Source organism: Streptomyces sp. NPDC048436, from assembly GCF_043200355.1.
Lineage (GTDB): Bacteria > Actinomycetota > Actinomycetes > Streptomycetales > Streptomycetaceae > Streptomyces.
In genome coordinates this window covers 68,498-91,553 of record NZ_JBICXP010000005.1, presented here as the reverse complement: position 1 = coordinate 91,553, position 23,056 = coordinate 68,498, and the positions used below count along the sequence as shown (strand labels likewise).

Below are 23,056 nucleotides of genomic sequence, written 5' to 3'. Positions count from 1 at the left end.
GCTACCCCTTCTTCTTCGGCTTGGGGTCCTGCGCGTCACGGATCGCCTCGGCCAGCTGGTGGTCGATGCTCTCGTACGCTTCCGCGGCGGCCTTGGCGATCTGGGCGAGCGCGTCGACCTCGTCCGTGAGGCGCTTACGGCTCAGCTTCCAGTTGTCCGCGAAGTCCCCGAACTTGTCTGCGAGGTCACCGTTGCCGAAGTCTTCCTCGTACTTGCCGCCGAGATCCTCAAGACCCTCGAAGGCCTTCTTCACGTTGTTGAGCCCCGTACCCATTCCCTTGATCACATCAAGGTCGAGCTGGGTGCGTCCGCCTCCGCCGCCCACAAGCGCCCCAATACCCTCACGTGCATTCACAACCGACTCACGGCCTCAACACAAGACGCCGACATACGACCGGTGCGAGAGCCGCCGCGCAGGCGGCTCATCGCACCGGGTTACCACTGCCTCGGACCAAGGGCGTGACTACTTGCCCTTGACGCCCCTCGCGAGGTCGTCGTCCAGGTCCTCGTACGCCTTCGCGGCGCTGGTCAGGAACTTGCCCATGCCCGTGAGGCCCTCGATGGTGTCCTTGGCGCCCTTCTTGAACTCCTTGAAGGAGTCCTCGAAGGCCTGCGAGCCCTTGCGAGTCGTGTAGCCGTTCTTCACCAGGTTCTCGATGAAGCGCTCAAGAGCGTCGAGCTTCTCATCGATCTTGTCCTTGGCGTCGTTCAGCTTGCCCGCCGCGGTCCGCATCTCCTCATAAGTGATATCAGCGTCTTTGGCCATGTGGCTTCACATCCAATCCAACTCGCCGCAGGGCCATCCCCCTTGGCTCCTCAGTGCGGGCCGCTCGGAGGCCGTGTGGCCGTTCGTGCGATCTTCCGCTCTTGGGTCAGCAGCTTACGGGTGGGGCAGAAGTGAGCACACCCCGGTTGAGTCACAGCTCTGCTATGAGCTCGTGCACAGCCCGTTGCCTGCGGGAAGGGTGGAGCGGCTATCGTCACAAGCACTGTGGACAGCCTCACAGGCACTGTGGATCAGCCACCGAGACCGCGTTCCGGAAGCGGTCAAAAGGGGCTTAAGGGGAGGACGATCGTGCGCCTGACTCTGACCGTCGTCGATCCGCTCGGCGGCGCCAACGCCGACGTCGTGCTCGACGCCGATCCTGAGTCCTCCATGGGGGACATCGCCAAGGAGCTGGCCTCACATGTGGGGTACGGCGGCGGCGACGCTCAGATCATTCCGATCGGCGGGCATCAACTCCAGCCCGGCGGCGGCCAGGGCGGTGCGCCCGTCGTCTTCGTGGACGGCTATCCCATCGACGCCTCCGCCACCATCGGGACCTCCCCGCTGCGTGAGGGCGCCGTCGTCAGCCTGCACGACCCCGCGGGATGCCTGCCCGGCGAACCCACCGGCCTGGTCGAACTGCGCGTCGCGGGCGGGCCCGCCGCCGGCGCCGTGCACCGGCTCGGCATCGGGCGCTACGACATCGGCAGCGGGCCCGCCTCGTACATCCGCATCGAAGATCCCGAACTGCCGACGCGCGCCCTGACGTTGTCAGTTGCAACCGATGGCACCTGCCAAGTCGCCGTACATGGTGACATAGACGGCGTAACCCTTGAGGGCAAGAAGTTCGCCGACGTCGACGAGAGTGAAAAGGACGGCGAGACGGGAAAGAAGGGGGGTAAGGGGAAGAATGACGGCGGCAAGGATCGCGGAAGCAAAAAGCGCGACAAGGGTGAATGGCCTCTCGGTGCGCAAATCGCCGTCGGCAATACCCTCCTCGAACTCGACCGCTATACCCCGCCCAATGCCGCCCTCAAATGGTCAGAGGACGGCACCGGTCTCGATTACAACCGGCCTCCCCGGCTCCGCCCGCCCGAGCGGCAGACGAAATTCAAGCTGCCCAATCCCGTACGTGATTTCGAGGCCCGGCCGCTGCCCTGGCTGATGGCGCTCACGCCGCTCGTCGGCGCCCTCGTATCGGTGATGATCTTCCAGCGCTGGTACTACCTGATCATGGCGGCGCTCAGTCCGCTCATCCTCTTCGGCAATTACTTCATGGACAAGAAGCATGGGCGCAAGTCCCATGCCAAACAGGTCAAGGAGTACAACGAACACAAGGAGCGGATCGAGAACGACGCCCAGGAAGCCCTCGTCGCCGAGCGGCTCGACAAGCGGCAGGCCATCCTCAGTCCCGCGGGGATCCTCTCCCTCAGTACGGGGCCTCGTACGCGGCTGTGGGAGCGGCGCAGGACGGATGAGGATCACCTGTTGCTGCGCGTCGGCACCGGGCGGCTCGACTCCGAGGTCGTCCTCGACGACCCCGAGCAGGACGACCACAAGCGCGAGGTCACCTGGAAGATCGAGGACGCGCCCGTCGCGCTCTCGCTGCGCAAGCTCGGCGTCATCGGCATAGCGGGCCCCGGCGACTCCGCGCAGGCCCTCGGCCGCTGGGCGGTCGCGCAGTCCGCGGTGCTTCACAGCCCGCTGGACGTCCAGTTCTACGTCCTGACGGAGAACTCCGCCCGCGCCACCTGGGACTGGACGCGCTGGCTGCCGCACTCGCGGCCCTCCGGGGCGCAGGACGCGAACGTACTGATCGGCACGGACGCCGAGACCGTCGGCTCCCGCATCGGTGAGCTGACGCAGATTCTCGCCGCCCGGCAGAAGGCCGCCAAGGAGAACAACAACCGGCAGGGCGGCGCCTCCTTCGGCGACCCCGACATCGTGGTGGTCTGGGACGGGTCACGGCGGCTGCGGTCCATGCCCGGTGTGGTGAAGCTGCTGCGCGAGGGGCCCGCCGTGTCCATGTTCGCGCTCTGCCTCGACGACGAGGAGCGGTTCCTGCCCGGTGAGTGCCAGGCCGTCGTGATCGCCGAGCCGCGGCCCGAGGAGATCAGTCTGCCGACCCGCTCCCCCGGGTCGAGCCCCGAACCCGCCCCGGACGTTCCCGGTGGCTTCCCCTCCTTCCAGGCCTGGCATCCCACGGCCGACGACAGCGACCAGGCCCACGAGAAGCCTCTCGAACTGCGGCTCCGCGTCGAGCAGACCGGCGCCGCCCGCATCCGTTCCGTACGCCCCGACTTCGTCTCCGCCGCGTGGTGCGGACGCCTCGCCCGCGCGCTGTCCCCGCTGCGGGACATCAGCGGCGAGACCGAGGACTCGGCGCTGCCCGGCTCCAGCCGGCTGCTCGACGTGCTTCAGCTGGAGCCGCCGACGCCCGACCAGATCACCGCGCGCTGGCGGATGGGCGGCCAGTCGACGATGGCCGTCATCGGTGAGTCGTACGACGGTCCCTTCGGCATCGACATGCGGCGCGACGGGCCGCACGGCCTGATCGCCGGTACGACCGGTTCCGGTAAGTCGGAGCTGCTGCAGACCATCGTGGCCGCGCTCGCCGTCGCCAATACGCCCGAGAACATGACCTTCGTCCTCGTGGACTACAAGGGTGGGTCCGCCTTCAAGGACTGTGTGAAGCTGCCGCACACCGTCGGCATGGTCACCGACCTCGACGCGCACCTCGTGGAGAGGGCCCTCGAATCCCTCGGCGCCGAGCTCAAGCGACGCGAGCACATCCTCGCCGCCGCCGACGCCAAAGACATCGAGGACTACCAGGACCTGGTGCGCCGCGACCCCTCGAACCCGCCCGTGCCCCGGCTTCTCATCGTCATCGACGAGTTCGCCTCCATGGTGCGTGACCTGCCCGACTTCGTGACGGGGCTCGTGAACATCGCCCAGCGTGGCCGTTCGCTCGGCATTCACCTGCTCCTCGCCACCCAGCGCCCGAGCGGCGTCGTGTCTCCCGAGATCCGCGCCAACACCAACCTCCGCATCGCCCTGCGCGTGACGGACGGCGCGGAGTCCAGCGACGTCATCGACTCCCCCGAAGCCGGCCACATCTCCAAGAGCACCCCGGGCCGCGCCTACGTCCGCCTCGGTCACGCCTCGCTCGTCCCCTTCCAGTCAGGGCGTGTCGGTGGCCGCAGGCCCGGCGCCACCGACCCGGCGCTCCTCGCGCCCTGGGCGGGTCCGCTCGGGTGGGAGGACCTGGGCCGTGCCGCCCTGGTGAAGCCCAAGGCCGCGGCGCGCGAGGAGGAGGAGATCACCGACCTCAAGGTGCTCGTGGACGCCGTGCGCGACGCGAACGCGACGATGGGCATCCCCGCCCAGCACAGTCCGTGGCTGCCCGCGCTCTCCGAGACGCTCCAGCTCGACGAGATCCCGCTGCCCGCCGGAAGCGACAAGCCGGGCTCCCTCGCCCCGGCTCCGTACGGCCTTGAGGACATCCCCGCCGACCAGGCGCGCCGCCCGGTCGTGGTCAACTTCGAGACCTTCGGGCATCTGCTCATCGGCGGCGCCCCGCGAAGCGGCCGCTCGCAGATCCTCCGTACGATCGCGGGCTCCCTCGCCCGTACGCACTCGTCGGCCGACGTGCACCTCTACGGCATCGACTGCGGCAACGGCGCCCTCAACGCGCTGACCCGGCTTCCGCACTGCGGCGCCGTCGTCAGCCGTAACCAGACCGAGCGCGCGGTGCGCCTCGTCACGCGCCTCAAGGGTGAACTGACCCGCCGCCAGGACCTCCTTGCCGACAAGGGCTTCGCCGACATCGGCGAGCAGCGGGCCGCGGTGGCCGAGGAGGAGCGGCTCGCGCACATCGTGGTGCTCCTCGACCGCTGGGAGGGCTGGCTGCCGACCCTCGGCGAGTACGACCACGGCGAGCTGACCGACGAGCTGCAGGCGATGATGCGTGAGGGCGCGAGCGTCGGCATCCACCTGGTCATCACCGGTGACCGCCAGGTCCTCATCGGCCGCATGGCCTCGCTCACCGAGGACAAGTACGGGCTGCGGCTCGCCGACCGCTCCGACTTCTCGATGCTGGGCATGAACGCGCGCAAGGTGCCGGAGGAGATCCCGCCGGGCCGCGGCTTCAAGAACGAGCACGGCACGGAGACGCAGTTCGCCCTGCTCGCCGAGGACTCAACGGGTCAGGGCCAGGCCGCGGCGATCTCCGAGATCGGCGAGGCGGCGGCTGCCCGTGACGCGGACGTGCCGCGCTCGCGCAAGCCGTTCCGTGTGGACAGCCTGCCCAGCCGGATCAACTTCGCCGACGCGTGGGAGATGCGTGACCCCGAGGCCTCGCGCTCCAAGCTGTGGGCGCTTGCCGGCATCGGCGGCGACGACATCATGGGCTTTGGCCCCGACCTCGCGCAGGGCGTGCCTACGTTCGTCGTCGCGGGGCCTGCGAAATCCGGCCGCAGTACGACGCTGATGAACCTGGCGCGGTCCTATCTCACTCAGGGCGTACGCCTGGTCATCGCCGCACCGCGTCCCTCGCCGCTGCGTGAACTGGACGGTCAGGAAGGCGTGCTCAAGGTCTTCATGGACGACGACATCGAGAGCGACGACTTCAAGGAGGTCGTCGAGTCGGCGTCGCCCGAGGACCCGATCGTATGGATCATCGACGACGGTGAGGTCCTGGAGGACTGTGACGCGGAGCGTGAGTTCAAGCGCCTCGTGCAGCGGGGCTCCGAGCGCGGGCTCGGCCTCATCATCGGCGGCGACGAGGAGGAGGTGTGCGGTGGCTTCTCCGGCTGGCAGGTCGAGGCGAAGAAGGGCCGCCGCGGGATCCTGCTCTCCCCGCAGGACTCCTCCAGCGGTGAGCTGATCGGTATCCGTACGACCCGGAGCATGGTCGGCGGGCCGATCGCGCCGGGCAAGGGCCTGCTGTACACGGGCAGCGGGGAGCCCGTCACGGTCACGACGCCGATGTGAGGTGCCGTGGCCTCGGTTCAGCCGCGGTCACGTCGTTGCCGATCGGCGAGCATGCTCGTCGTTGCCGATCGCCGGGCAGGCCCTTTGGGGCGTGCCCGGCGGTCGTTACTTCTGGCGCGTCAGCTCCGCCGCCGGGTTCCCCGCCTTCGGGTCCTGTGAGGTGTATCGGAGCACCTTGCCGTCGAGGCGGAGGCGGACCGTGTGCGTCGCCTGCGAGCACTGGCCGCCGTTGGACTCCGCGCCGCGCCCGGTGGCCACGACCTCCTTCCGCGAGGCGGACTTCAACGTCAGGTCGTCCACGCACGTGTTGCCGATCGGGTCGTTCTGCGTCACGGTCCCGAGGCGTTCCCCCGGCTTCACCTGCCGCACCGTCACGTCGAAGGTGCCCAGCGGCACGGTCCCGTTCGCGGCCGAAGCCTCGCCTGTCCACTTTCCGGCGTACGCGGCGGGGACCTCGCCGGGCCGTTGCCCGCCGGTCGCCGCTGGTGGCTGCTGCTTGTCCGCGTTGCTGTCGCTGTCGTCGGACCCGCCGCCCGACATCAGGCTGAAGACGAACACCGAACCCACCGTCACGGCTGCCAGCGCCCCGGCCACCGCGAGCGCCACCGTGCAACTCAGCCTGCGCCCACGCCCGTTCGGCCCCTCCGGCACGGAGGTCGCGGCCACGGAGAGAGACAGCTTCCCCGGCGGGGAGTCCGGCGGCTTCGGCACCGCAGGGATCACCGGCGCCCCGTACGACTCGTCCACCGGCGCCCCGTACGACTCGTCCGGCGGCCCGAACACCCCGCCGAGCGAAGGGTTGCTGAAGCCGACGGGCCCCGTCTCCAGGACCGGCCCCGTCTCCAGGTCGAGCAGCCGCACCGCACTCCGGCTCACCCGCTCCACCAGCGGTCCGGGCAGCCACCCCGCCGCCACCAGGCGGCCCGCGCCCTCCGGGGCGAGGCGTCGCGCGAGCTCATCCGGGGACGGCCGCTCCGCCGCGTCCTTCGCCAGGCAGGCCTCCGCGACGGCCCGCAGCTCGCCCTCCATCGCGCCCAGCTCGGGCGGCTCGTGAACGACCTTGTAGAGCAGCGCCGCCGACGAGTCGCCGGGGAAAGGCGAATCGCCCGTCGCCGCGTAGACGAGGACCGCGCCGAGCGAGAAGACGTCCGCCGCCCCGGTGATCCCCCTGCCCAGGATCTGCTCCGGCGACATATAGCCGGGCGAGCCGATGGAGACGCCCGTCGACGTGAGCGAGGCGGTGCCGTCCGTCGCGCGGGCGATGCCGAAGTCGATGAGGCGCGGGCCGTCCATCGTGAGCAGGACGTTCGACGGCTTGACGTCACGGTGGACGAGCCCGAGACCGTGTACGTGCGACAAGGCCTCGGCGAGCCCCGCCCCCAGCACCCGTACCGAGTGGCCGGGCAGCGGCCCCGCCGACTCCCGTACCGCCTCCGTCAGGGAAGGACCGGCCGCGTACCCCGTGGCCACCCACGGAACCGAAGCCTCCGGGTCCGCGTCGAGCACCGGCGCCGTCCAGTCGCCGCCCACCCGCCGCGCCGCCTCGACCTCGCGCCGGAAGCGGGCGCGGAACTCCTCGTCCTGCGCGAAGTGCGGATGGACGACCTTCACGGCGACCGTACGGCCGCCGGAACTGCGCCCCAGATAGACCCGGCCCATGCCGCCCGAGCCGAGCCGGCCGAGCAGGCGGTAGGGCCCGATGGCAGTGGGTTCGCCGGGATCGAGCGGGTGCATGACGAAGGCCTCCCCCGGACGCGCCGCACACTGTCGGTGCGCGCGGACCAGCAAGGCCGCACGCGATCCTCGCGGATCAGCGTAGTCCGAGAGGGCGTCCGCCAAACCCCACAGTGCAGTGCCCGACTACGGGCGCAGCAGCTCCACTCGCACATCCGCGGGGAAGCCCGTGGTCTCCCCGACCCGGCGCGCGAACTCCGTGACGCCCTCCAACTGCGCGCTTCCGAACCGGAAGTCGAGCGTCGTGAAGTACTGCTCAAGGACCTGCGCGTCGAAGGCCTCCCAGCGCGCGGCCTGTTCGGCGACCTTGCCGACCTCTTCGAGGGAGAGGTCACGCGAGGCGAGGAACGCCTTGTGCACCGCCCGCACGACGGCGGGCTCGCGCTCCGCGTAGTCCTTGCGGGCGGCCCAGACCGCGAAGACGAACGGCAGACCCGTCCAGTCCTTCCACATCTGGCCCAGGTCGTACACGTCGAGACCGAGCCGCGGCCCGTCGATCAGATTCGCGCGCAGGGCCGCGTCCCCGATGAGTACGGCGGCGTCCGCCTCCCGCATCATCAGGCCGAGGTCGGGCGGGCACGTGTAGTAGTCGGGCTGTACGCCGTGGCGCTCGGCGAGCAGCAGCTGCGCAAGGCGCACCGACGTACGCGAGGTCGAGCCGAGCGCGACCCTGGCGCCGTCGAGCTGGTCGAGGGGTACCTGCGAGACGATCACGCAGGACATCACCGGGCCGTCGCAGCCGACCGCGAGATCGGGGAATGCGACGAGATCGTCGGCGTTCTTGAGGAACTCGACGAGGGTGACGGGAGCGATATCGAGATCGCCCCGCACCAGCTGCTCACTGAGCTTCTCCGGGGTGTCCTTCGTGAGCTCGAAGTCGAGCAGGGTTCCGGTCCGCGCGAGCCCCCAGTACAGGGGCATGCAGTTCAGGAACTGAATGTGACCGACACGCGGGCGCGGGGTACGGCGAAGGCCGAGGGGCTGGTCGGAGCCCGCCTCGGCGATGGTGCCAACGGGAGAATTGTCCACATCGGGGAGGCTAGCCCCCTTGCGGTACGGTGCAGAAAGCGGGGCCCTGATCCCGTCCTTGTCAAGAGCTTCGGACCTGGTCCGTCAACCCCTCTGGGGGGTCCGTCAAACATCCGGGTGACGTGATCTAGCCCCCTATTGCATTCGGCTGCCTGCGTGCTAAGCTCGCCGCAAGTTGCAGTTTGGTTTCCCTTGCAGTACAGAGCCTGCGGAGCATGTAACCCGCAGGCTCTCGTCGTTTTCAGACTTATGCAGTTGTTTCAACAATCGCAGGTTCTGGAGCAGGGCAACCCTTTGGCCCAAGGAGGGCTTATGGCTACCGGAACCGTGAAGTGGTTCAACGCCGAAAAGGGCTTTGGATTCATCGCCCAGGAAGGCGGAGGCCCCGACGTCTTCGTCCACTACTCCGCGATCAACGCAAACGGCTTCCGCTCCCTTGAGGAGAACCAGGCCGTGAGCTTCGACGTCACGCAGGGCCCGAAGGGTCCGCAGGCGGAGAACGTCACCCCCCAGTAGTGGGGGCGCCCCATGTGAATGGGGCGTGTGACAGTTCCGGTGACTTGATCCGGACATGGATAGCAGTACCCAAGGAGCCCTGCCTCCCCGCGTGAGCGGTTGAGGCGGGGCTCCTGCCTTTTTCTGGCGTGGGCGCCCTGGACGGGGGAGTGCTTTGTTGCTGCCGGGTTCTTGGGTGCGGGCTTGTTGTGGTTGCTCGCGCCGTTCCCCGCGCCCCTGACGGGGCCTCGCGCCGTTCCCCGCGCCCCTGATCGGGGCGCCTCTGGCGGGGGCTCGGCTACACGTGTTGCATTACCAGTACGAACGTCGTGCCCGTCTCCAACGCCTCGTACAGGTGCGGGACATCGCCCCGGTACGACATGTAGTCGCCGGCCGACAGCTCCACCGTCTCGTCATGCGGGCCCGCGAGCAGTCGGCCCGTGGAGATGACCAGGTGCTCCACCGACCCCGGGATGTGCGGCTCCGACTCCCGTACCGAACCCGGCTCAAGGGCGCCGTGGTAGATGTCGCGCCGGACGCCGGAGGGGCCCGCGGAGAGCAACGTACCGGCGTACGAGGCCTGTTCGGCGTGGATGGTGGGGCCCTGGCCCGCCCGGATCACCGTCACGGCGGGCGCCGGTGACTCCACGAGGACGCTGAACGGCACGCCGAGCGCCACGGCTAGAGCCCATACCGTCTCGATGCCGGGGTTGCCGGTCGCCGCCTCCAGCTGGGACAGCGTCGACTTCGCGATCCCGGCCCGCTTGGCCAGCTCGGAGAGCGAGATCCCCGCCTTGGCGCGCTCGCGGCGCAGAGCCGCGGCGATCCATTCCCGGGGGAGGCGGGAGGGGGTTCCCCCGTCCGTCACGTCTCGCGCCATGTGGCGTGCTCCTTGCCGTCCATCGTCGGTTGTTCGCTATAGCGGACCATTCGTTCGCCTTGACGAACGGCGCTCGCTCTGTCCATCCTACGATGTATGCGTTCGTCACACCGAACAGACAGCCCGCCCAGCCGAACGACCCCAACCAACGACGGGTTCGTCCGGCTCTCCCACCTTCCCCGCGGGGTCCTTCGCGACATCGGCCTCGTCTGGGTCGCCGATGCCGTCGTCGGTGTCTCCTTCGGTGCCATCGCCGTCGCGGGCGGGTTGCCCGTCTGGGTTCCCGTCCTGATGTCGTTGCTCGTGTACGCGGGCTCCGCCCAGTTCAGCGCGGTCGGGATCCTCGCGGCGGGCGGTGGTCCCGCCGCCGCGGCGGCTACCGGGCTGCTGCTCAACTCCCGTACGGCGGCGTTCAGTCTGGCCGTCGCGGACAGTCTCGGCCGGTCCTGGGCCGCGCGGTTCCTCGGCGCGCATCTGATCACCGACGAGACCGCGGCCTTCGTGCTGGCCCAGCCCGACCGGAAGCGGCGCAAGGCCGCGTTCTGGATATCGGGGCTCGGGCTGTTCGCCGTATGGAACGTCAGCGCCCTCGGGGGCGCGCTCGCCGGATCCGCGCTTGGCGACACCGACCGGTTCGGGCTCGACGCCGCGTTCCCGGCGGTGCTCCTCGCGCTCGTGCTGCCCGCGCTCCGCGGCGACAGCATGACGCGGCGGGCCGCGGCTGCCGGAGCCGTCATCGCGGTGGCCGCCGCTCCGGTGCTGCCCGCCGGGGTGCCGGTACTGCTCGCGCTCCTTGGGCTGCTCGCCGCGCGGCGCGGGCCGCGCCGCCCCGCCCGCGCCGCTCACACCACCGACGCTCACCTCACCGACGCCCATCCCTCCGAGAGGAGCGCCTCGTGAACGCCTACCTCGCCTGTGTCCTCGTCCTCGCCGCGGGAACGTACGCCTTCCGTCTCGCGGGGCCCCTGCTGCACGGGAGGGTGGAACTTCCCGCCCGGGTGCAGGAGTTGCTGGCCATCGGCGCGACCGTCCTGCTGGTCGCGCTGCTCGCCACCGGCGCGCTCACCGAAGGGCACGACTTCGCCGGGTGGGCCCGGCCCCTCGGCGTCCTGGTGGGCGGGGCGCTCGCGTGGCGGAAGGCGCCGTTCGCCGTGGTCGTGGTCGGTGCGGCGGCGGCTACGGCGCTGCTGCGTCTCGCGGGGGTGGCGTAGCAGCAACGGGGCCGGGACCGCGCGGCTCGCGCGGTCCCTCGTACAGCTTCCGCACCACCTCCGCGTACCGCTCCGTCACCGCGCGCCTGCGCACCTTCAGGCTCGGCGTGAGCAGGCCGTCATCCACCGTGAAGTCCTCGTCCAGGAGGGCGAATTCGCGGATGTGGGCCGGGTGCGAGACCGTCGCGTTCGCCGCGTCCACCGCGTCCTGGACGAGGGCGCGCACGCGGGGGTCACGGGAGAGCGGCTCGGCGAGACGGCAGTCCTCGCGGGCCGCCCAGCCGCTGACCTCCTCCGCGTCCAGCGTGATCAGGGCCACGGGGTAGGGGCGCCGGTCGCCCACCATCACCGCCCGCGACACGAAACGTGAGCGCTGGATGGCCAGTTCGCTGAGGGAGGGGGTCAGGTTCTTGCCGCCGGAGGTGATGATCAGGTCCTTCTTGCGGCCGGTGATGCTGAGGTAGCCGTCGGCGTCGAGGGTGCCCAGGTCGCCGGTGTGCAGCCAGCCCTCGCCGTCCAGGGTTTCGCGGGTGGCGGCGGGGTCCGCGTGGTAGCCGGGGAAGACCATCGGGCCACGGGCCAGCACCTCTCCGTCGTCGGCGATGCGGACCTCGCAGCCGGTGATGGGGCGGCCGACGGTGCCGTAGCGCACCGCGCCCGGGTGGTTGAGGCTGATGACCCCGGCCGACTCGGTCATCCCGTACCCCTCGTAGACCTCGATGCCGCAGGCCCGCAGGAAGTCGACGACGTGCGGGGCGATGGGCGCGCCGCCGGTCAGCGCCCACCGCACACGGCCTCCGAGCGCCTGCCGGACCAGGCTGTAGAGGGCCTTGTCGGCAGCCTCGTACGCATCCTGAAGATCGGGCGGCAGGGCTCCGTCCGCCGCGAGTACGCCGATGCGTACCGCCTCCTCGAAGCGTTCACGCCCTCCGTCCTGGGACTCGGCGAGGGAGAGGACCACCGAGTACACCTTCTCGAACAGGCGCGGCACGGAAGGGAGATGGGTGGGTTTCGCCTCCGCCAGCTCGGCCACGACGTTCTCGATCTCCCCGCCGAAGAAGCAGAGCTCGCCGCCTTCGATGAGGGTCGTGAACTCGATGAGCTGGGCGAGGAGATGGGCCAGTGGGAGATAAAGGTAGGTGGAATCGCCGGGGCCGCCCTCGATGAGGGGGAGGGTGGCGGACTGGACGGCACCGAGGTTGCCATGGGTGAGGAGGCAGCCCTTGGGGAGGCCGGTGGTGCCGGAGGTGTAGATGATGGTGGCGAGGTCGGCGGGGGTACGGGCTCGGGCACGGGCGAGGAGAGGGGCGGGTGGCTCCGAGGGGGTCTTGGCTGAGCCCGGGGCGGGGCGGTGTTCCTCGCTCGACGTCATGAGCAGCACGTGCCGTACGCCGGTCAGCTGTGGCCGCAGGCGCTCGATCTTTGTTGCCTGCGCCGCGTTCTCACAGATCACCACCGATGCCCCGGAGTCGCCGATGACCCACTCCACCTCCTCGTCGCCCGCCGTCGGGTAGACGGGGACGACGACCGCGCCCGCCGCGAAGGTGGCGAAGTGGGCGTAGGTCCACTCGGGGCGGGTCTCGGCGAGGATCGCCACGCGGTCGTCCGGCTGGACGCCGAGAGCGAGCAGGCGCCGGCCGAAGTCCCTTACTTCGGTGCGCAGTTGTTCGTACGAGACTTCCTCCCACGCCCCGCCTTCGCCCTTGAAGCGGAGGGCGGGCAGCTTGCCGTGGCGGTCGGCCGCCCACTCGGTGAGGACGGCCAAGGTCTCGGGGCGCTCGGTCGGCTGCATGCCTATGACGCTAGGGACAGGGCGGGCGCGGGTGGGATGACGGGAAGCGTCAGCGGGGTTGGCCGCGGAGCTCAGGCGTTGCGCGTCGGGCTTGGCCTTCGATACCGGGGCGGCGTGATCGCCGAGGCGCCGGCCTCAGCGAACGCCTGTGCCGCGCTGGGCGGCTGAACGCCGGTGCCGCCGGGCCTCCGACCGCCGGCCGCCGTCCGCTGGCCGCCGTCCGCTGGCCGCTGGCTTCGGGGCGCTCACCGGCCTGTCCGGCGTCTGACAGCAGGGAAGGCCGCGGGGTGCTCCCCTGCCCCCGCCCCCGGTACCGCACGGCTCGCTCCGTCCCGGCGCGTGTCACCCCTGGCCCGGGCGGGGCGGGGTGGACCGGGGAGTGGAGTGGCGACACGGAGCGCGGCAGGGCAGGGCAGGCAGCCCCTCCCGGGAAAGGCCAGGCCCCCGCCCCCCTACCCGCATGCCCCGCCCCCCAGCGGGGGAAAGAACCCCCATGCCCAGCCGGACCATCACCGTCCACCACGTCCGCGCCATGCTCCACGGCGCCGGACGTCACGGGATCGACACCGTCCCGCTGCTTCGCGCCGCCCAGATCCCCCCGCTGCTTCTCGGCGATGACCGGGCCCGTATCACCGAGGTCCAGTTCGCCCGGCTCTTCCGGGAGCTCTACCGCGCGACCGGTGACGAGTTCCTCGGGCTCGGTTCGGGCGGCAGCAGGCCCGGCACGTTCGCGATGATGTGCCACGCGGCCCTCGGCTGCCGCGATCTCGGCGCGGCCATAGAGCGGGGCGTCACCTTCTACGGCCTGTTCCCCGGCGGCCCCGACCTCACCCTGGAGCACCGCGAAACCGGCAGCGCCGTCTTCGCCGTACGCAACGATCTCGAACACGACTACTTCCTCGCCGAGTGCCTCGTCATCATCTGGCACCGGCTGTGCAGCTGGCTGATCGGGCGCCGCATCCCCCTCCACTGGGCCGAGTTCGGGCATCCGCCGCCCGTGCACAAGGACGAGTACGGGCTGCTCTTCGGCTGCCCGGTCCGCTTCGGCGCGGCGCGTACCGGCGCAGGGTTCGACGAGCGCTGGCTGGCCGCGCCGCTGATCCGGGACGAGGCGGCGCTGGAGGCGATGCTGAACCGGGCGCCGTTCGACCTCCTGTCGCGGCGCGAGTACGGCACCACCGTCGCCGAACAGGTCCGCCGCGCCCTCGCCCACGCGCTGCGCACCTCGCCCCGCCTCCCCGCACTCGGCGAGCTCGCCGCCCGACTCGCGGTGAGCCCGGCCACGCTGCGGCGCAGGCTGGCCCTGGAGTCCACCTCGTATCAGAAGTTGAAGGACGCCGTACGGCGCGACGCGGCGATAGCGGGGCTCGCGGAGGGCACGGAACCGATCGCCGATCTCGCCGCCCGGCTCGGCTTCTCCGAGGACACGGCCTTTCATCGGGCTTTCCGGCGGTGGACGGGTACGACGCCGGGGGCCTATCGGGTGGCGCATCCCTACGACGACTCCTGGGAGCAGCCTGGCTCGGAGCTCGGCTAGCGGAAGTGCCGGGCGCAGTCCTCAAGTGACGCGGAGTCAACGAAGCTGAGCGCTCCCGCCAGCACGGAATCCGCTCGCGCGTCACTACCGTCAACGCCTGCACGGCGCACACAGAATGATCATGCCCAGCCACTGAGGACAGTTGGGAGAGCCGCATGCACGTTCGTACCAGCGCGAGAGCCCTGGCCGTGGTGGCCGCGCTCGGCCTGTCGGTCATCACCCCGGTGACGGCACAGGCCGCACCGGCGGACGCCACCGCCCCCGGCGACATCGTCAGCTCCGAACCGAGCAGCTTCCACCCCCTGCCGGGCCAGCCGACCCACACCAAGGCCTGGAAGATCCACTACCGCTCGACGACGGCGAAGGGTGAGCCCAACACCGTCTCCGGGACCGTCATCGTGCCGCAGGACGGCAGGACCGGCCCCCGCCCCCTCATCACGTACGCCGTCGGGACGATCGGCATGGGTGACCACTGCGCCCCCAGCGCCGGCTTCCCCAAGGGCACGGCCCTCGAAGCCAACCTCATCCAGCAGCTGACCCTGCGCGGCTGGGCGGTCGCGGTGACGGACTACGAGGGCCTCGGCACCCCGGGCGACCACACCTACACGGTCGGCAGGGCCGAGGGTCAGGCCATGCTCGACGCCGCCCGCGCCGCGATCCGCCTCCCGGAGGCGGGGCTCGGCAAGGGCACCCCGGTCGGCGTCATGGGCTACTCGCAGGGCGGTCAGGCCGCCGGGTGGGCCGCCGAACTGCACGAGTCGTACGCCCCCGACCTCGACGTCAAGGGAACGGCGGCCGGCGGAATCCCCGGCGACCTGCGGAAAGTGGCGGACTTCAACAACGGTTCGTACGGTTCGGGCCTGGTCTTCATGGCCGCGATCGGCCAGGACGCGGCCTTCCCCGAACTGAACCTGGAGTCCTACCTGAACCCGGAAGGCAAGAAGCTGACCGACGCGCTGCGCACCAGCTGCGTGGTGGACGGCTCAGTGCTCGGCTCCTTCAAGAAGATCTCCGACATGACGTCCAAGAACCCCCTCGACCAGCCCGACTGGCAGCAGCGCCTGCGCGAGTCGACGGTCGGCACGCGGGCTCCGGACGCGCCGGTGTACCAGTACCACGTGATCACCGACGAGCTGATCCCGTACGGCGTGGGCAAGCAGGTCCGCGAGGACTGGTGCGCCAAGGGGGCGAACGTGCAGTGGCACACCGTGCCGCTGGGCGAGCACATCTCCGGGGTGATCACGCAGTCGCCGCTGGCCGCCAACTGGCTGGCGGACCGGTTCGCGGGGAAGCCGGCGAGGGGCAACTGCGGCTAGCCGAACGGGGCCTTGGGGCGGCGTCTCTCACGACCTGGGTACGCCGTTCCAGCGCCAGGTCGTGCGGCGCGGGTGGCCCGGCAGCTCGGCGCGGCCGGTCGCCCAGAGCAGGGTCGGCCAGGGGTCGGTGTCGTACGGGGCGTCCGGGAAGAGCCGGTGGAGTACGCGGGCGCAGAGGGCGGTCGGCGGGGCCCAGGGCAGTGCGAGTCCCTCGGCCAAGTCGTGGGTGTGTACGAGGGTTTCGACGACGCCCATCGCCGCGAAGCCCTCGGGGTCGGAGATGCCGAAGCCGTGGTAGGAGCGGGTGGACGGCGGTGCCGTACGCACCATGGCGATCAGCATCGCGCCGCTCGCCTCCAGGACCTGGAGCAGGCCCACGGGCCCCGCGGCGTGGTCGGCGTGGATGGCGTTGGCGGGGCCGCCGGGCCTGCGGGGCTCCCACAGGAAGGGCACCTCACCGTCCAAGGGCGGTTGCCGCGGGCCGAGTTGGGCGGCGTAGGCGAAGAGATCGTCGCTGAGGTGCTCCACCGTCTCCCAGCAGTCCCACTCCAGGGTCCCCGCCTTGCCGTCCCAGGCGGTGGGGGGCGCTTCGCGCAGGGTGGCGAGGGCGAGCTGGACCGCCTGGTCGAGGTCGTCGGCGGTTACGGGGCCGGGGGTTGCGGCATCTTGTTCGGCTTGTCGGCGCATGCGGGAACGGTAGCCGTGCGTGCTGTCCGGTCCCAGGCTGCCCGGGTTAGCCGGGTCGCCCAGGTCGCCGAGTTGCAGGAAAGTTCCGGCATCACGTGGCACGCCTCGCCTGTTACCGGAACTTTTCCGCAACTCGCCGGCCCGCATGCTCACCGGCGTCCGTCCCTCGGCAGCAGCCACGCCGCGAGCGCCGCCGTCGCGCACAGCAGCAGGCCCACGGCGAGGAGCGCTTCCCGCATTCCGGTGACGGAGAAGCCCGTCGCGTCGTCGGAGGCGAGGAGTGCGCCGAAGAGGGCCACCGACATCGCGCCGCCGGTCTGGCGAAGGGAGTTGAACAGGCCTGAGGCCGTGCCGGCGCGCTCGGCGGGTACGGCGTCCATCAGCAGGGCGGTCAGCGCGGGGACCGCGAACGCGCCGCCCATGCCGGTGGGGATGAGGAGGACGAGTACCAGCCAGAGCGGGGTGTCCGCGGCCAGCGGCACGAGGACGAACATCGCGAGGGCCAGCACCGCCTGGCCCGCCACGATGACCCGGCGGCGGCCGATCCGTTCCGCCATGCGCGGCGAGACGAGGTTCGTCGACGTGATGATGACGGCCAGCGGCACGAACATCAGGCCCGCCGCCACCGCCGACATCCCGCGCAGCTGCTGGAAGTAGAGGCCCAGCAGGAAGACGACCCCGTAGAAGCCCGCGTTGACGGCGAAGCCGACCGCCAGCGAGACGACGACCCGGCGCTCGCGCACCATGCCGAGCGGGACCATCGGCGCGCGGTGCCGCTTCTCGGTGGCGCGGAAGGCCAGGCCCGCCGCGACGGCGAGGGCCGCCGCACCCAGCACCGGCGCGCTGGTCCACCCCAGGTGCCCGCCCTCGATGACGGTGAACGCGAGGCCCGCGAGGGCGAGTACGGCGGTGGCCTGACCGGCGAGGTCGAGGGGCGCGGGGCGCCGCGGGGAGGGGGCGGTGCGGGCGAGGAGGGCCAGAATCACGGCACCGACGGGCAGATTGAGCAGGAAGACGGCACGCCAGCCGGCCACCTCGGTGAGTACGCCGCCGAGTACGGGCCCGGCGGCCATGGCCACCGACCCGCCCACCGTCCACAGCGCGATGGCGCGGGCCCGGCGGCGCGGGTCGTCGTACGCCTGCCGGATCAGCGCGAGGGACGCGGGCATGACGACGGCCGCGGCCCCGCCTTGCGCCACGCGGGCGGCGATGAGGGTTCCGATGCCGGGCGCGAGGGCGCAGGCCAGCGAGGCGAGCGTGAACAGCCCGACCCCCCATACGTAGGCGCGCCGCGCCCCCGCCCGGTCGGCGAGGGCCCCCGCGGAGAGCATGAGGGCGGCGAACATCAACGTGTACGCGTCGACGACCCACTGCAGGCCGGCCATGCCGCCGTGCAGGGAGGTACGGATGGCGGGCAGCGCGATGTTCACGGCGGACACGTCGATGGTGATGACGGTGAACCCGAGGAGAGAGGCGAGGAGGGGGGCGAGGGTTCCGGGGCGGGTGGGGAGGGTCGAGGGGGTGGAGGGGGCGGCGCTCTGGGTGACGGTGGAGGGGGACATGGGCTGTGGCTCCTATCGAGACAGCGGACGGACGAACGGATAGGCGCCCCGCAAGGGGCGCGGGGAACGGCGCGATCAACCACAACGCACCCGCAGACGACACTCAGCCCCGCAAGGGGCGCGAGGAACGGCGCGACCAGCCACAACACACCCGCAGACGGCACCCAGCCCCGCAAGGGGCGCGGGGAACTGCGCGACAAGCCACAACGCACCCGCAGACAGACGGATAGGCGGACGGACGGATAGACGGCGGACGGCGGGCTACGGGCGGTGGACGGCGGCTGCGGGCTACGGACGGTGGCTACGGACGGCGCCCCGCCCGGAGTCATCCCCAGGCTCCGCCCAAACCGCCGCCCCCGGCAGACCGCACCGTTCCTGGCCCTGACACGGCCCCCCACACACCCCCGGCACCGGGGACAATGGACGGATGGCAGCAGCACCAGAGGGAACAGAACTCGGCCGGTACCTGCGGGCGAGGCGGGCGCAGATCAGCCCCGCCGACGCCGGGCTACCGGTCGGCACCGGACTGCGCCGTACCCCGGGGCTGCGCCGTGAGGAACTCGCCACCCTCGCCGGGGTCAGCGTCGACTACTACACCCGCCTTGAGCGGGGCCGCGAGACGAACCCCTCCGCCTCCGTCATCGACTCCCTGGCCCGCGCCCTGCGCCTCTGCGGTGACGCCCACGAGCGGCTGCACGACCTGGCCGAGCTGGCGTCGGGCCGCCTCACCGAGCCGTACCCCACCCCCGGCGACACGGTCCGCCCGAGCATCCAGCGGATGCTGGAGGGCCTGAGCCCCCTTCCCGCGTACGTGGTGAGCCGCCACAGCTACATGCTGGCCGCGAACCCGGCAGGGCGCCGCCTCCTGCCGGGCCTGTGGGACTTGCCGCCGGAACAGCGCAACGTCACGCGGTACCAGTTCCTCCACCCCGTGGGCCGCGTGCTCTACCGGCCCTGGGAGGAGACCGTCGCCAAGTCCATCGCACACCTGCGCGCGGTCGGCGGCGTCGACGTGCACTCCCCGCAGCTGGCCGCCCTGGTCGGCGAACTCCTCCTGAAGTCACCGGACTTCGCCCGTCTCTGGGAGCGTTACGAAGTCAAGGAGCGCGGCGGCGGCTCCAAGTCCTTCGACCATCCGAAGGTCGGCGCGATGACACTCACGTACGAGGTGATGAAGCTGTCAAGGACGGACGGCCAGCGTCTCGTGGTCTACCAGGCCGAGCCGGGCACCCCGGACGAGGAAGCGATGCTGCGCCTGGACCCGGCGGCCCGCGCCGCCCGCTAGCCGCCTCAGTCTTCCTCCTCCACCCCGCACGAACTCCCGTGCCTCGGCATCTCCCCGTACAGCAGGAACCCGTCCACCTTGTCCCGCACGCACTTGGAACCGGAATAACCCGTGTGCCCGTCGCCCTTGTTGTCCAGTACGACGGCCGACGAGCCGAGTCGCTCGGCGGTCTCCTCCGTCCAGCGGTACGGCGTGGCCGGGTCGCCGCGGGTGCCGACCAGGAGGAAATCGGGGCTCTTCACGTCTCGTACGTCGTCGCGGATGTAGTCCGTGCCCGGCGGCCTGCCGAAGCAGAACAGGACCGGCATCAGCATCGACCGCCCGAACGTGGCGGACGTCGCCTCGAACTCCTTCTGCAGCTTCGCGACCTTCTTCTCCAGGCTGCCCGCGTCGGGGCGGTCCGGGTCGTCCGCGCAGTTCACGGCCATGAGCGCCGCCGCCATGTTGTCGGCGGGCACATCCTCGGGCGCGCGTCCCCGCACCACCCCCGCAAGGCCGCCGCCCGGCTTCTGCTGGGCAAGGGAGCCGCTCATCCGCAGCAGAGCCCTGGGGTCGCCGTCCGCCATCAGCGCGCCCAGCGCCTGCGAAAGGGCGGGCCACGACTGCCTGCTGTAGAGCGCCTGCCCGAGTACGTCCACCACGTCCTGGCCGGTGAACTCGGCGCCGTCCGATGACTCAAGAGGAAACTGGTCGAGCCCCTTGATCAGGTCGGCCATCTGGCCACGCGCCGCACGCGAGTCGGTCCCGAAGACACAACCCGCGTTGCCCGTACACCACTTGAGGAAGTTGTCGAGCGCCGTCTGCCGTCCCTCCGCGCTGACCAGGGCCTGCTCGGTGACGTTCTCGGTCAGCGTGTCCACGCCGTCGAGGACCATCCGCCCGACCTTCCCGGGGAACTGGGAGGTGTACACGGCGCCGAGCCGTGTCCCGTACGAGAAGCCCAGGTAGTTGAGCTTCTTGTCGCCGAGCACCTCACGCATGACGTCCATGTCGCGCGAGACGTTGACGGTCCCGACGTAGGGAAGGATGCGCCCCGACTCCTTCTTGCACTGCTCGGATATCTTGCGCATCTCCTTGAGTACGGCCGCCGGATGGTCGGGGTTCTCCCCCGCACCCGGTTCCTCCGCCCCGGCGTCCCCGCAGCTGACCGGCGAACTCTCGCCCACGCCACGCGGGTCGAAGGAGACCACGTCGTACCCCTTGCCGAGATACTCGAACTCCTTCTGCGCGTTGAGGAGCCCGGAAACACCGGCGCCTCCCGGCCCCCCGAAGTTCAGCAGGAGCGAACCACGCGAGTCGCCGCTGGACTTGACGCGGATCATGGCTACGTCGACCGTGCCGCGCCCCGGCTTCGCGTAGTCGAGCGGCACCTTGATCTTGCCGCAGCGGATGTTCTTGTCCTTGGGTACGGCGGTGGCGTCGGAGTCGGCCATGAGGTCCGCGCCGTCTCCCTCGCAGGCGCCCCACTTGATCTTCTGCGTGTAGTACCGGGAGAGATTGGGCGAAGGCGAAGGCGAAGGTGAGGATGAGGGTGAGGATGAGGTTGGAGACGGTGACGGTTCCGGTGACGGCTTTGTAGGAGCGGCTGCCGCGCTCATGCCCGGCAGTCCCGCTCCTGTCCCCATGACTGCCAGCGCGGCAACGCCGGCGAGCGCAACAGCTCTGCGCACGGCAACCTCCCAGGGTCTGCCCCTCGATCACCCTAAGCGCGGCGCGGCGACCCCGCCCGTCCAGGTGACAGTGGGTGACGAACCGGGAGTATCGCTACCGTGCGTGTCCGTACAGTTCTTCGATCTCCGCCGCGTAGTCCCGCTCGATGGCGTCCCGCTTCAGCTTCAGGGACGGGGTCAGATGCCCGCTCGCCTCGGTGAAGTCCACCGGCAGGACGGTGAACCGCCGGATGGACTCGGCCCGCGACACGAGCTTGTTGGCCTCGTCGACGGCCCGCTGCAGGGTTTCGCGCAGATCGGCGTCGTCCACGAGTTCGGCCATCTCCATGCCGTCCTTCTTCTTCATGCGGCACCAGTGCGCGATGCCGTCCGCCTCCAGCGTGAGCAGCGCGGTGATGTACGGCCGGTCGTCGCCGACCACCATGCACTGACCGACCAGCGGGTGGGCGCGCAGCCAGTCCTCAAGGGGGGCGGGCGCCACGTTCTTGCCGCCGGTGGTGATGAGGATGTCCTTCTTGCGCCCGGTGATGGAGAGGTATCCGTCGGCGTCGAGCGCGCCGATGTCGCCCGTCGCGAACCACTCCCCCTCCGCGGGCACCGCCCGGCCCGCCTGCCCGTCCCAGTACCCGCCGAAGACCTGCCCGCCGGCGAGCAGCACCTCCCCGTCGTCCGCGATCCGCACGCGGGTGCCGGGCAGCGGCCAGCCCACCGTCCCCAGGCGCGGCTTCAGCGGCGGGGTCACGGTCGCCGCCGCGGTGGTCTCGGTCAGCCCGTACCCCTCGAATATCTCGACGCCCGCCCCCGCGTAGAACGCGGCGAGACGGCGCCCGAGCGGTGAGCCGCCGCAGATCGCGTACCGCACCTTGCCGCCGAGTGCCGCGCGGATCCGCCGGTAGACGAGCGGGTCGTACAGCGCGCGGGCAAGGCGCAGCCCGAACGCCGGACCGGGGCCCGTGCCGTGCTCCCGTGCCTCGACCGCCTCGCCGTAGCGGACGGCGAGGCGGGCCGCGCGGTCGAAGGAGGAGGCGCGGCCCATCTTCTCGGCGGTGGCGCGCCCCGTGTTGAAGACCTTCTCCAGGACGTACGGGATGGCGAGCAGGAAGGTGGGCCTGAAGCCCCCCAGGTCCGCGAGCAGGTCCTGGGTCTGGATGCTGGGCGCGTGCCCGAGCCGCACCCGCGCGCGCATGCAGCCGACGGCGACCATGCGCCCGAAGACGTGGGACAGCGGCAGGAACAGCAGCGTGGACGCGGGCTCCTTGCTGACGGACTTGAATACGGGGTGGAGCAGCTCGATGGCGTTGTCGACCTCGGCGAAGAAGTTGCCGTGGGTCAGCACGCAGCCCTTGGGGCGCCCGGTGGTGCCGGAGGTGTAGATGAGCGTGGCGACGGAATCGGGCCCCAACTCGGCCCGGCGCCCGGCGACTTCGGCATCCTCGATACCCCCCTGCCGCCCCAGCTCCGCGAGCCGGCGCACATCGCCCTTCTCGAAGGACCACAGATGCTCCAGGTCGGGCATCCGGTCCCGCTCGGGCCCGAGCGAGGAGGCGAGCTCGGCGGTCTCGACGGCGAGCGCGACGGCGCCCGAGTCCTGGAGGATCCACCGGGTCTGGTAGGCGGAGGAGGTCGGATAGACGGGCACGGTGACGAGCCCGGCCGCCCAGCCCGCGAAGTCGAGCAGCGTCCACTCGTACGTCGTACGCGCCATGATGGCGAGCCGGTCCCCCGGGGCCAGCCCCTCGGCGATCAGCCCCTTGGCGACGGCGAGGACTTCCTCGGCGAACTCCCCGGCACTCACGTCCCGCCACTTCCCGTCGGCACCCTTACGGGAGAGCACGACTTCGGCGGCTGCCTCACGGGCGTTGTCGAAGGGGATGTCGGCGAGGGACCCACTGCTGACGGCGGCGGCGAAGGGCGGCATGGATGCCTCGCGTACGACGCCGTCGAGGTGGCGCAAGTGGGGTTCGACGAGGGCGGGTTGGGGGGAGGGGGAGGCGGGGGCGCGTGACATGGGTGGCGGCTCCTTGTCGGGTTCGGGCGCTGATGGGGGGCAGCCCGTCCGGGTGATGATCGGGGGGAATGCGACGCGTGCGGTGATGGTCA

The 23,056-nt window shown here is 70.9% G+C and carries 17 protein-coding genes; 7 read left to right on the top strand and 10 right to left on the bottom strand.

Translation table 11 applies throughout. The features are described 5' to 3' along the window. Window position 1: 1 nt before the first annotated feature. Together ACGFX9_RS18865 and ACGFX9_RS18860 are read right to left on the bottom strand one after the other, a co-directional pair. Window positions 2-355, bottom strand: a complete 354-nt coding sequence (locus tag ACGFX9_RS18865; protein WP_393472760.1) for a hypothetical protein — start codon at window positions 353-355, stop codon at window positions 2-4. Window positions 356-463: 108 nt separating this feature from the next. Next, window positions 464-766: a WXG100 family type VII secretion target gene (locus tag ACGFX9_RS18860; protein WP_249588461.1), complete on the bottom strand. Its 303-nt coding sequence runs from the start codon at window positions 764-766 to the stop codon at window positions 464-466. A 309-nt stretch (window positions 767-1,075) separates the two neighbouring features. Between ACGFX9_RS18860 and ACGFX9_RS18855 the strand changes: the two genes are divergently transcribed. Beyond that, a complete protein-coding gene (locus ACGFX9_RS18855) occupies window positions 1,076-5,758 on the top strand; it encodes an FtsK/SpoIIIE domain-containing protein (RefSeq protein ID WP_393472758.1) in 4,683 nt (1,560 codons plus the stop codon). A gap of 105 nt (window positions 5,759-5,863) precedes the next feature. On the opposite strand, the gene ACGFX9_RS18850 is transcribed toward ACGFX9_RS18855, so the two are convergent. Together ACGFX9_RS18850 and ACGFX9_RS18845 are read right to left on the bottom strand one after the other, a co-directional pair. Next, window positions 5,864-7,492, bottom strand: coding sequence for a serine/threonine-protein kinase (locus ACGFX9_RS18850; protein WP_393472756.1), 1,629 nt, complete (start codon window positions 7,490-7,492; stop codon window positions 5,864-5,866). Between the two features lie 126 nt (window positions 7,493-7,618). Continuing rightward, window positions 7,619-8,497 carry a menaquinone biosynthetic enzyme MqnA/MqnD family protein gene (locus ACGFX9_RS18845; RefSeq protein ID WP_393473951.1) on the bottom strand — a complete coding sequence of 293 codons (879 nt, stop codon included), beginning with the start codon at window positions 8,495-8,497 and terminating at the stop codon, window positions 7,619-7,621. Between the two features lie 336 nt (window positions 8,498-8,833). Between ACGFX9_RS18845 and ACGFX9_RS18840 the strand changes: the two genes are divergently transcribed. Beyond that, the gene (locus tag ACGFX9_RS18840) at window positions 8,834-9,037 is read left to right on the top strand and encodes a cold-shock protein (RefSeq protein WP_018528239.1); all 204 of its coding nucleotides are present in this window, start codon (window positions 8,834-8,836) and stop codon (window positions 9,035-9,037) included. 277 nt (window positions 9,038-9,314) lie between these two features. On the opposite strand, the gene ACGFX9_RS18835 is transcribed toward ACGFX9_RS18840, so the two are convergent. Next, entirely contained in the window at window positions 9,315-9,896 is a 582-nt protein-coding gene (locus ACGFX9_RS18835) for a helix-turn-helix domain-containing protein (RefSeq protein ID WP_393472754.1), read from the bottom strand. A gap of 96 nt (window positions 9,897-9,992) precedes the next feature. Here ACGFX9_RS18835 and ACGFX9_RS18830 point away from each other — a divergent pair, with 96 nt between their 5' ends. Then, window positions 9,993-10,796: an AzlC family ABC transporter permease gene (locus ACGFX9_RS18830; protein WP_393472751.1), complete on the top strand. Its 804-nt coding sequence runs from the start codon at window positions 9,993-9,995 to the stop codon at window positions 10,794-10,796. After that, window positions 10,793-11,107: an AzlD domain-containing protein gene (locus tag ACGFX9_RS18825; RefSeq protein WP_393472748.1), complete on the top strand. Its 315-nt coding sequence runs from the start codon at window positions 10,793-10,795 to the stop codon at window positions 11,105-11,107. The genes ACGFX9_RS18830 and ACGFX9_RS18825 overlap by 4 nt, the downstream gene beginning before the upstream one ends. Here ACGFX9_RS18825 and ACGFX9_RS18820 read toward each other — a convergent pair. Next, complete coding sequence (locus ACGFX9_RS18820) at window positions 11,073-12,899, bottom strand: AMP-dependent synthetase/ligase (RefSeq protein ID WP_393472745.1); 1,827 nt, start codon at window positions 12,897-12,899, stop codon at window positions 11,073-11,075. The two genes, ACGFX9_RS18825 and ACGFX9_RS18820, sit on opposite strands and share 35 nt — an antisense overlap. 493 nt (window positions 12,900-13,392) lie before the next feature. Between ACGFX9_RS18820 and ACGFX9_RS18815 the strand changes: the two genes are divergently transcribed. Together ACGFX9_RS18815 and ACGFX9_RS18810 are read left to right on the top strand one after the other, a co-directional pair. After that, entirely contained in the window at window positions 13,393-14,436 is a 1,044-nt protein-coding gene (locus ACGFX9_RS18815) for an AraC family transcriptional regulator (RefSeq protein WP_393472742.1), read from the top strand. Window positions 14,437-14,591: 155 nt separating this feature from the next. Continuing rightward, window positions 14,592-15,752, top strand: a complete 1,161-nt coding sequence (locus ACGFX9_RS18810; protein ID WP_393472739.1) for a lipase family protein — start codon at window positions 14,592-14,594, stop codon at window positions 15,750-15,752. A 27-nt stretch (window positions 15,753-15,779) separates the two neighbouring features. On the opposite strand, the gene ACGFX9_RS18805 is transcribed toward ACGFX9_RS18810, so the two are convergent. Together ACGFX9_RS18805 and ACGFX9_RS18800 are read right to left on the bottom strand one after the other, a co-directional pair. Then, a complete protein-coding gene (locus ACGFX9_RS18805) occupies window positions 15,780-16,439 on the bottom strand; it encodes a hypothetical protein (RefSeq protein ID WP_393472736.1) in 660 nt (219 codons plus the stop codon). 149 nt (window positions 16,440-16,588) lie between these two features. Then, window positions 16,589-18,001 (bottom strand): MFS transporter, encoded by a 1,413-nt coding sequence (locus ACGFX9_RS18800; RefSeq protein WP_393472734.1) that lies wholly within the window; start codon window positions 17,999-18,001, stop codon window positions 16,589-16,591. Window positions 18,002-18,428: 427 nt separating this feature from the next. On the opposite strand from ACGFX9_RS18800, the gene ACGFX9_RS18795 reads away from it, so the two are divergent. Continuing rightward, entirely contained in the window at window positions 18,429-19,286 is an 858-nt protein-coding gene (locus ACGFX9_RS18795) for a helix-turn-helix domain-containing protein (RefSeq protein WP_393472732.1), read from the top strand. Window positions 19,287-19,291: 5 nt separating this feature from the next. Here the strand turns inward: ACGFX9_RS18795 and ACGFX9_RS18790 are convergent, their stop codons facing one another. Both ACGFX9_RS18790 and ACGFX9_RS18785 read right to left on the bottom strand, forming a co-directional pair. Continuing rightward, complete coding sequence (locus ACGFX9_RS18790) at window positions 19,292-20,719, bottom strand: alpha/beta hydrolase (protein WP_393472728.1); 1,428 nt, start codon at window positions 20,717-20,719, stop codon at window positions 19,292-19,294. Between the two features lie 331 nt (window positions 20,720-21,050). Beyond that, entirely contained in the window at window positions 21,051-22,964 is a 1,914-nt protein-coding gene (locus tag ACGFX9_RS18785; RefSeq protein ID WP_393472726.1) for an AMP-dependent synthetase/ligase, read from the bottom strand. Window positions 22,965-23,056: the final 92 nt, after the last annotated feature.

Bases quoted from the DNA above. Each gene is read 5' to 3' on its own strand.
- ACGFX9_RS18860 (WP_249588461.1), bottom strand. From the start codon at position 766: ATGGCCAAAGACGCTGATATCACTTATGAGGAGATGCGGACCGCGGCG.
- ACGFX9_RS18850 (WP_393472756.1), bottom strand. From the start codon at position 7,492: ATGCACCCGCTCGATCCCGGCGAACCCACTGCCATCGGGCCCTACCGC.
- ACGFX9_RS18840 (WP_018528239.1), top strand. From the start codon at position 8,834: ATGGCTACCGGAACCGTGAAGTGGTTCAACGCCGAAAAGGGCTTTGGA.
- ACGFX9_RS18835 (WP_393472754.1), bottom strand. From the start codon at position 9,896: ATGGCGCGAGACGTGACGGACGGGGGAACCCCCTCCCGCCTCCCCCGG.
- ACGFX9_RS18830 (WP_393472751.1), top strand. From the start codon at position 9,993: ATGCGTTCGTCACACCGAACAGACAGCCCGCCCAGCCGAACGACCCCA.
- ACGFX9_RS18820 (WP_393472745.1), bottom strand. From the start codon at position 12,899: ATGCAGCCGACCGAGCGCCCCGAGACCTTGGCCGTCCTCACCGAGTGG.
- ACGFX9_RS18815 (WP_393472742.1), top strand. From the start codon at position 13,393: ATGCCCAGCCGGACCATCACCGTCCACCACGTCCGCGCCATGCTCCAC.
- ACGFX9_RS18810 (WP_393472739.1), top strand. From the start codon at position 14,592: ATGCACGTTCGTACCAGCGCGAGAGCCCTGGCCGTGGTGGCCGCGCTC.
- ACGFX9_RS18805 (WP_393472736.1), bottom strand. From the start codon at position 16,439: ATGCGCCGACAAGCCGAACAAGATGCCGCAACCCCCGGCCCCGTAACC.
- ACGFX9_RS18800 (WP_393472734.1), bottom strand. From the start codon at position 18,001: ATGTCCCCCTCCACCGTCACCCAGAGCGCCGCCCCCTCCACCCCCTCG.
- ACGFX9_RS18795 (WP_393472732.1), top strand. From the start codon at position 18,429: ATGGCAGCAGCACCAGAGGGAACAGAACTCGGCCGGTACCTGCGGGCG.
- ACGFX9_RS18790 (WP_393472728.1), bottom strand. From the start codon at position 20,719: ATGGCCGACTCCGACGCCACCGCCGTACCCAAGGACAAGAACATCCGC.
- ACGFX9_RS18785 (WP_393472726.1), bottom strand. From the start codon at position 22,964: ATGTCACGCGCCCCCGCCTCCCCCTCCCCCCAACCCGCCCTCGTCGAA.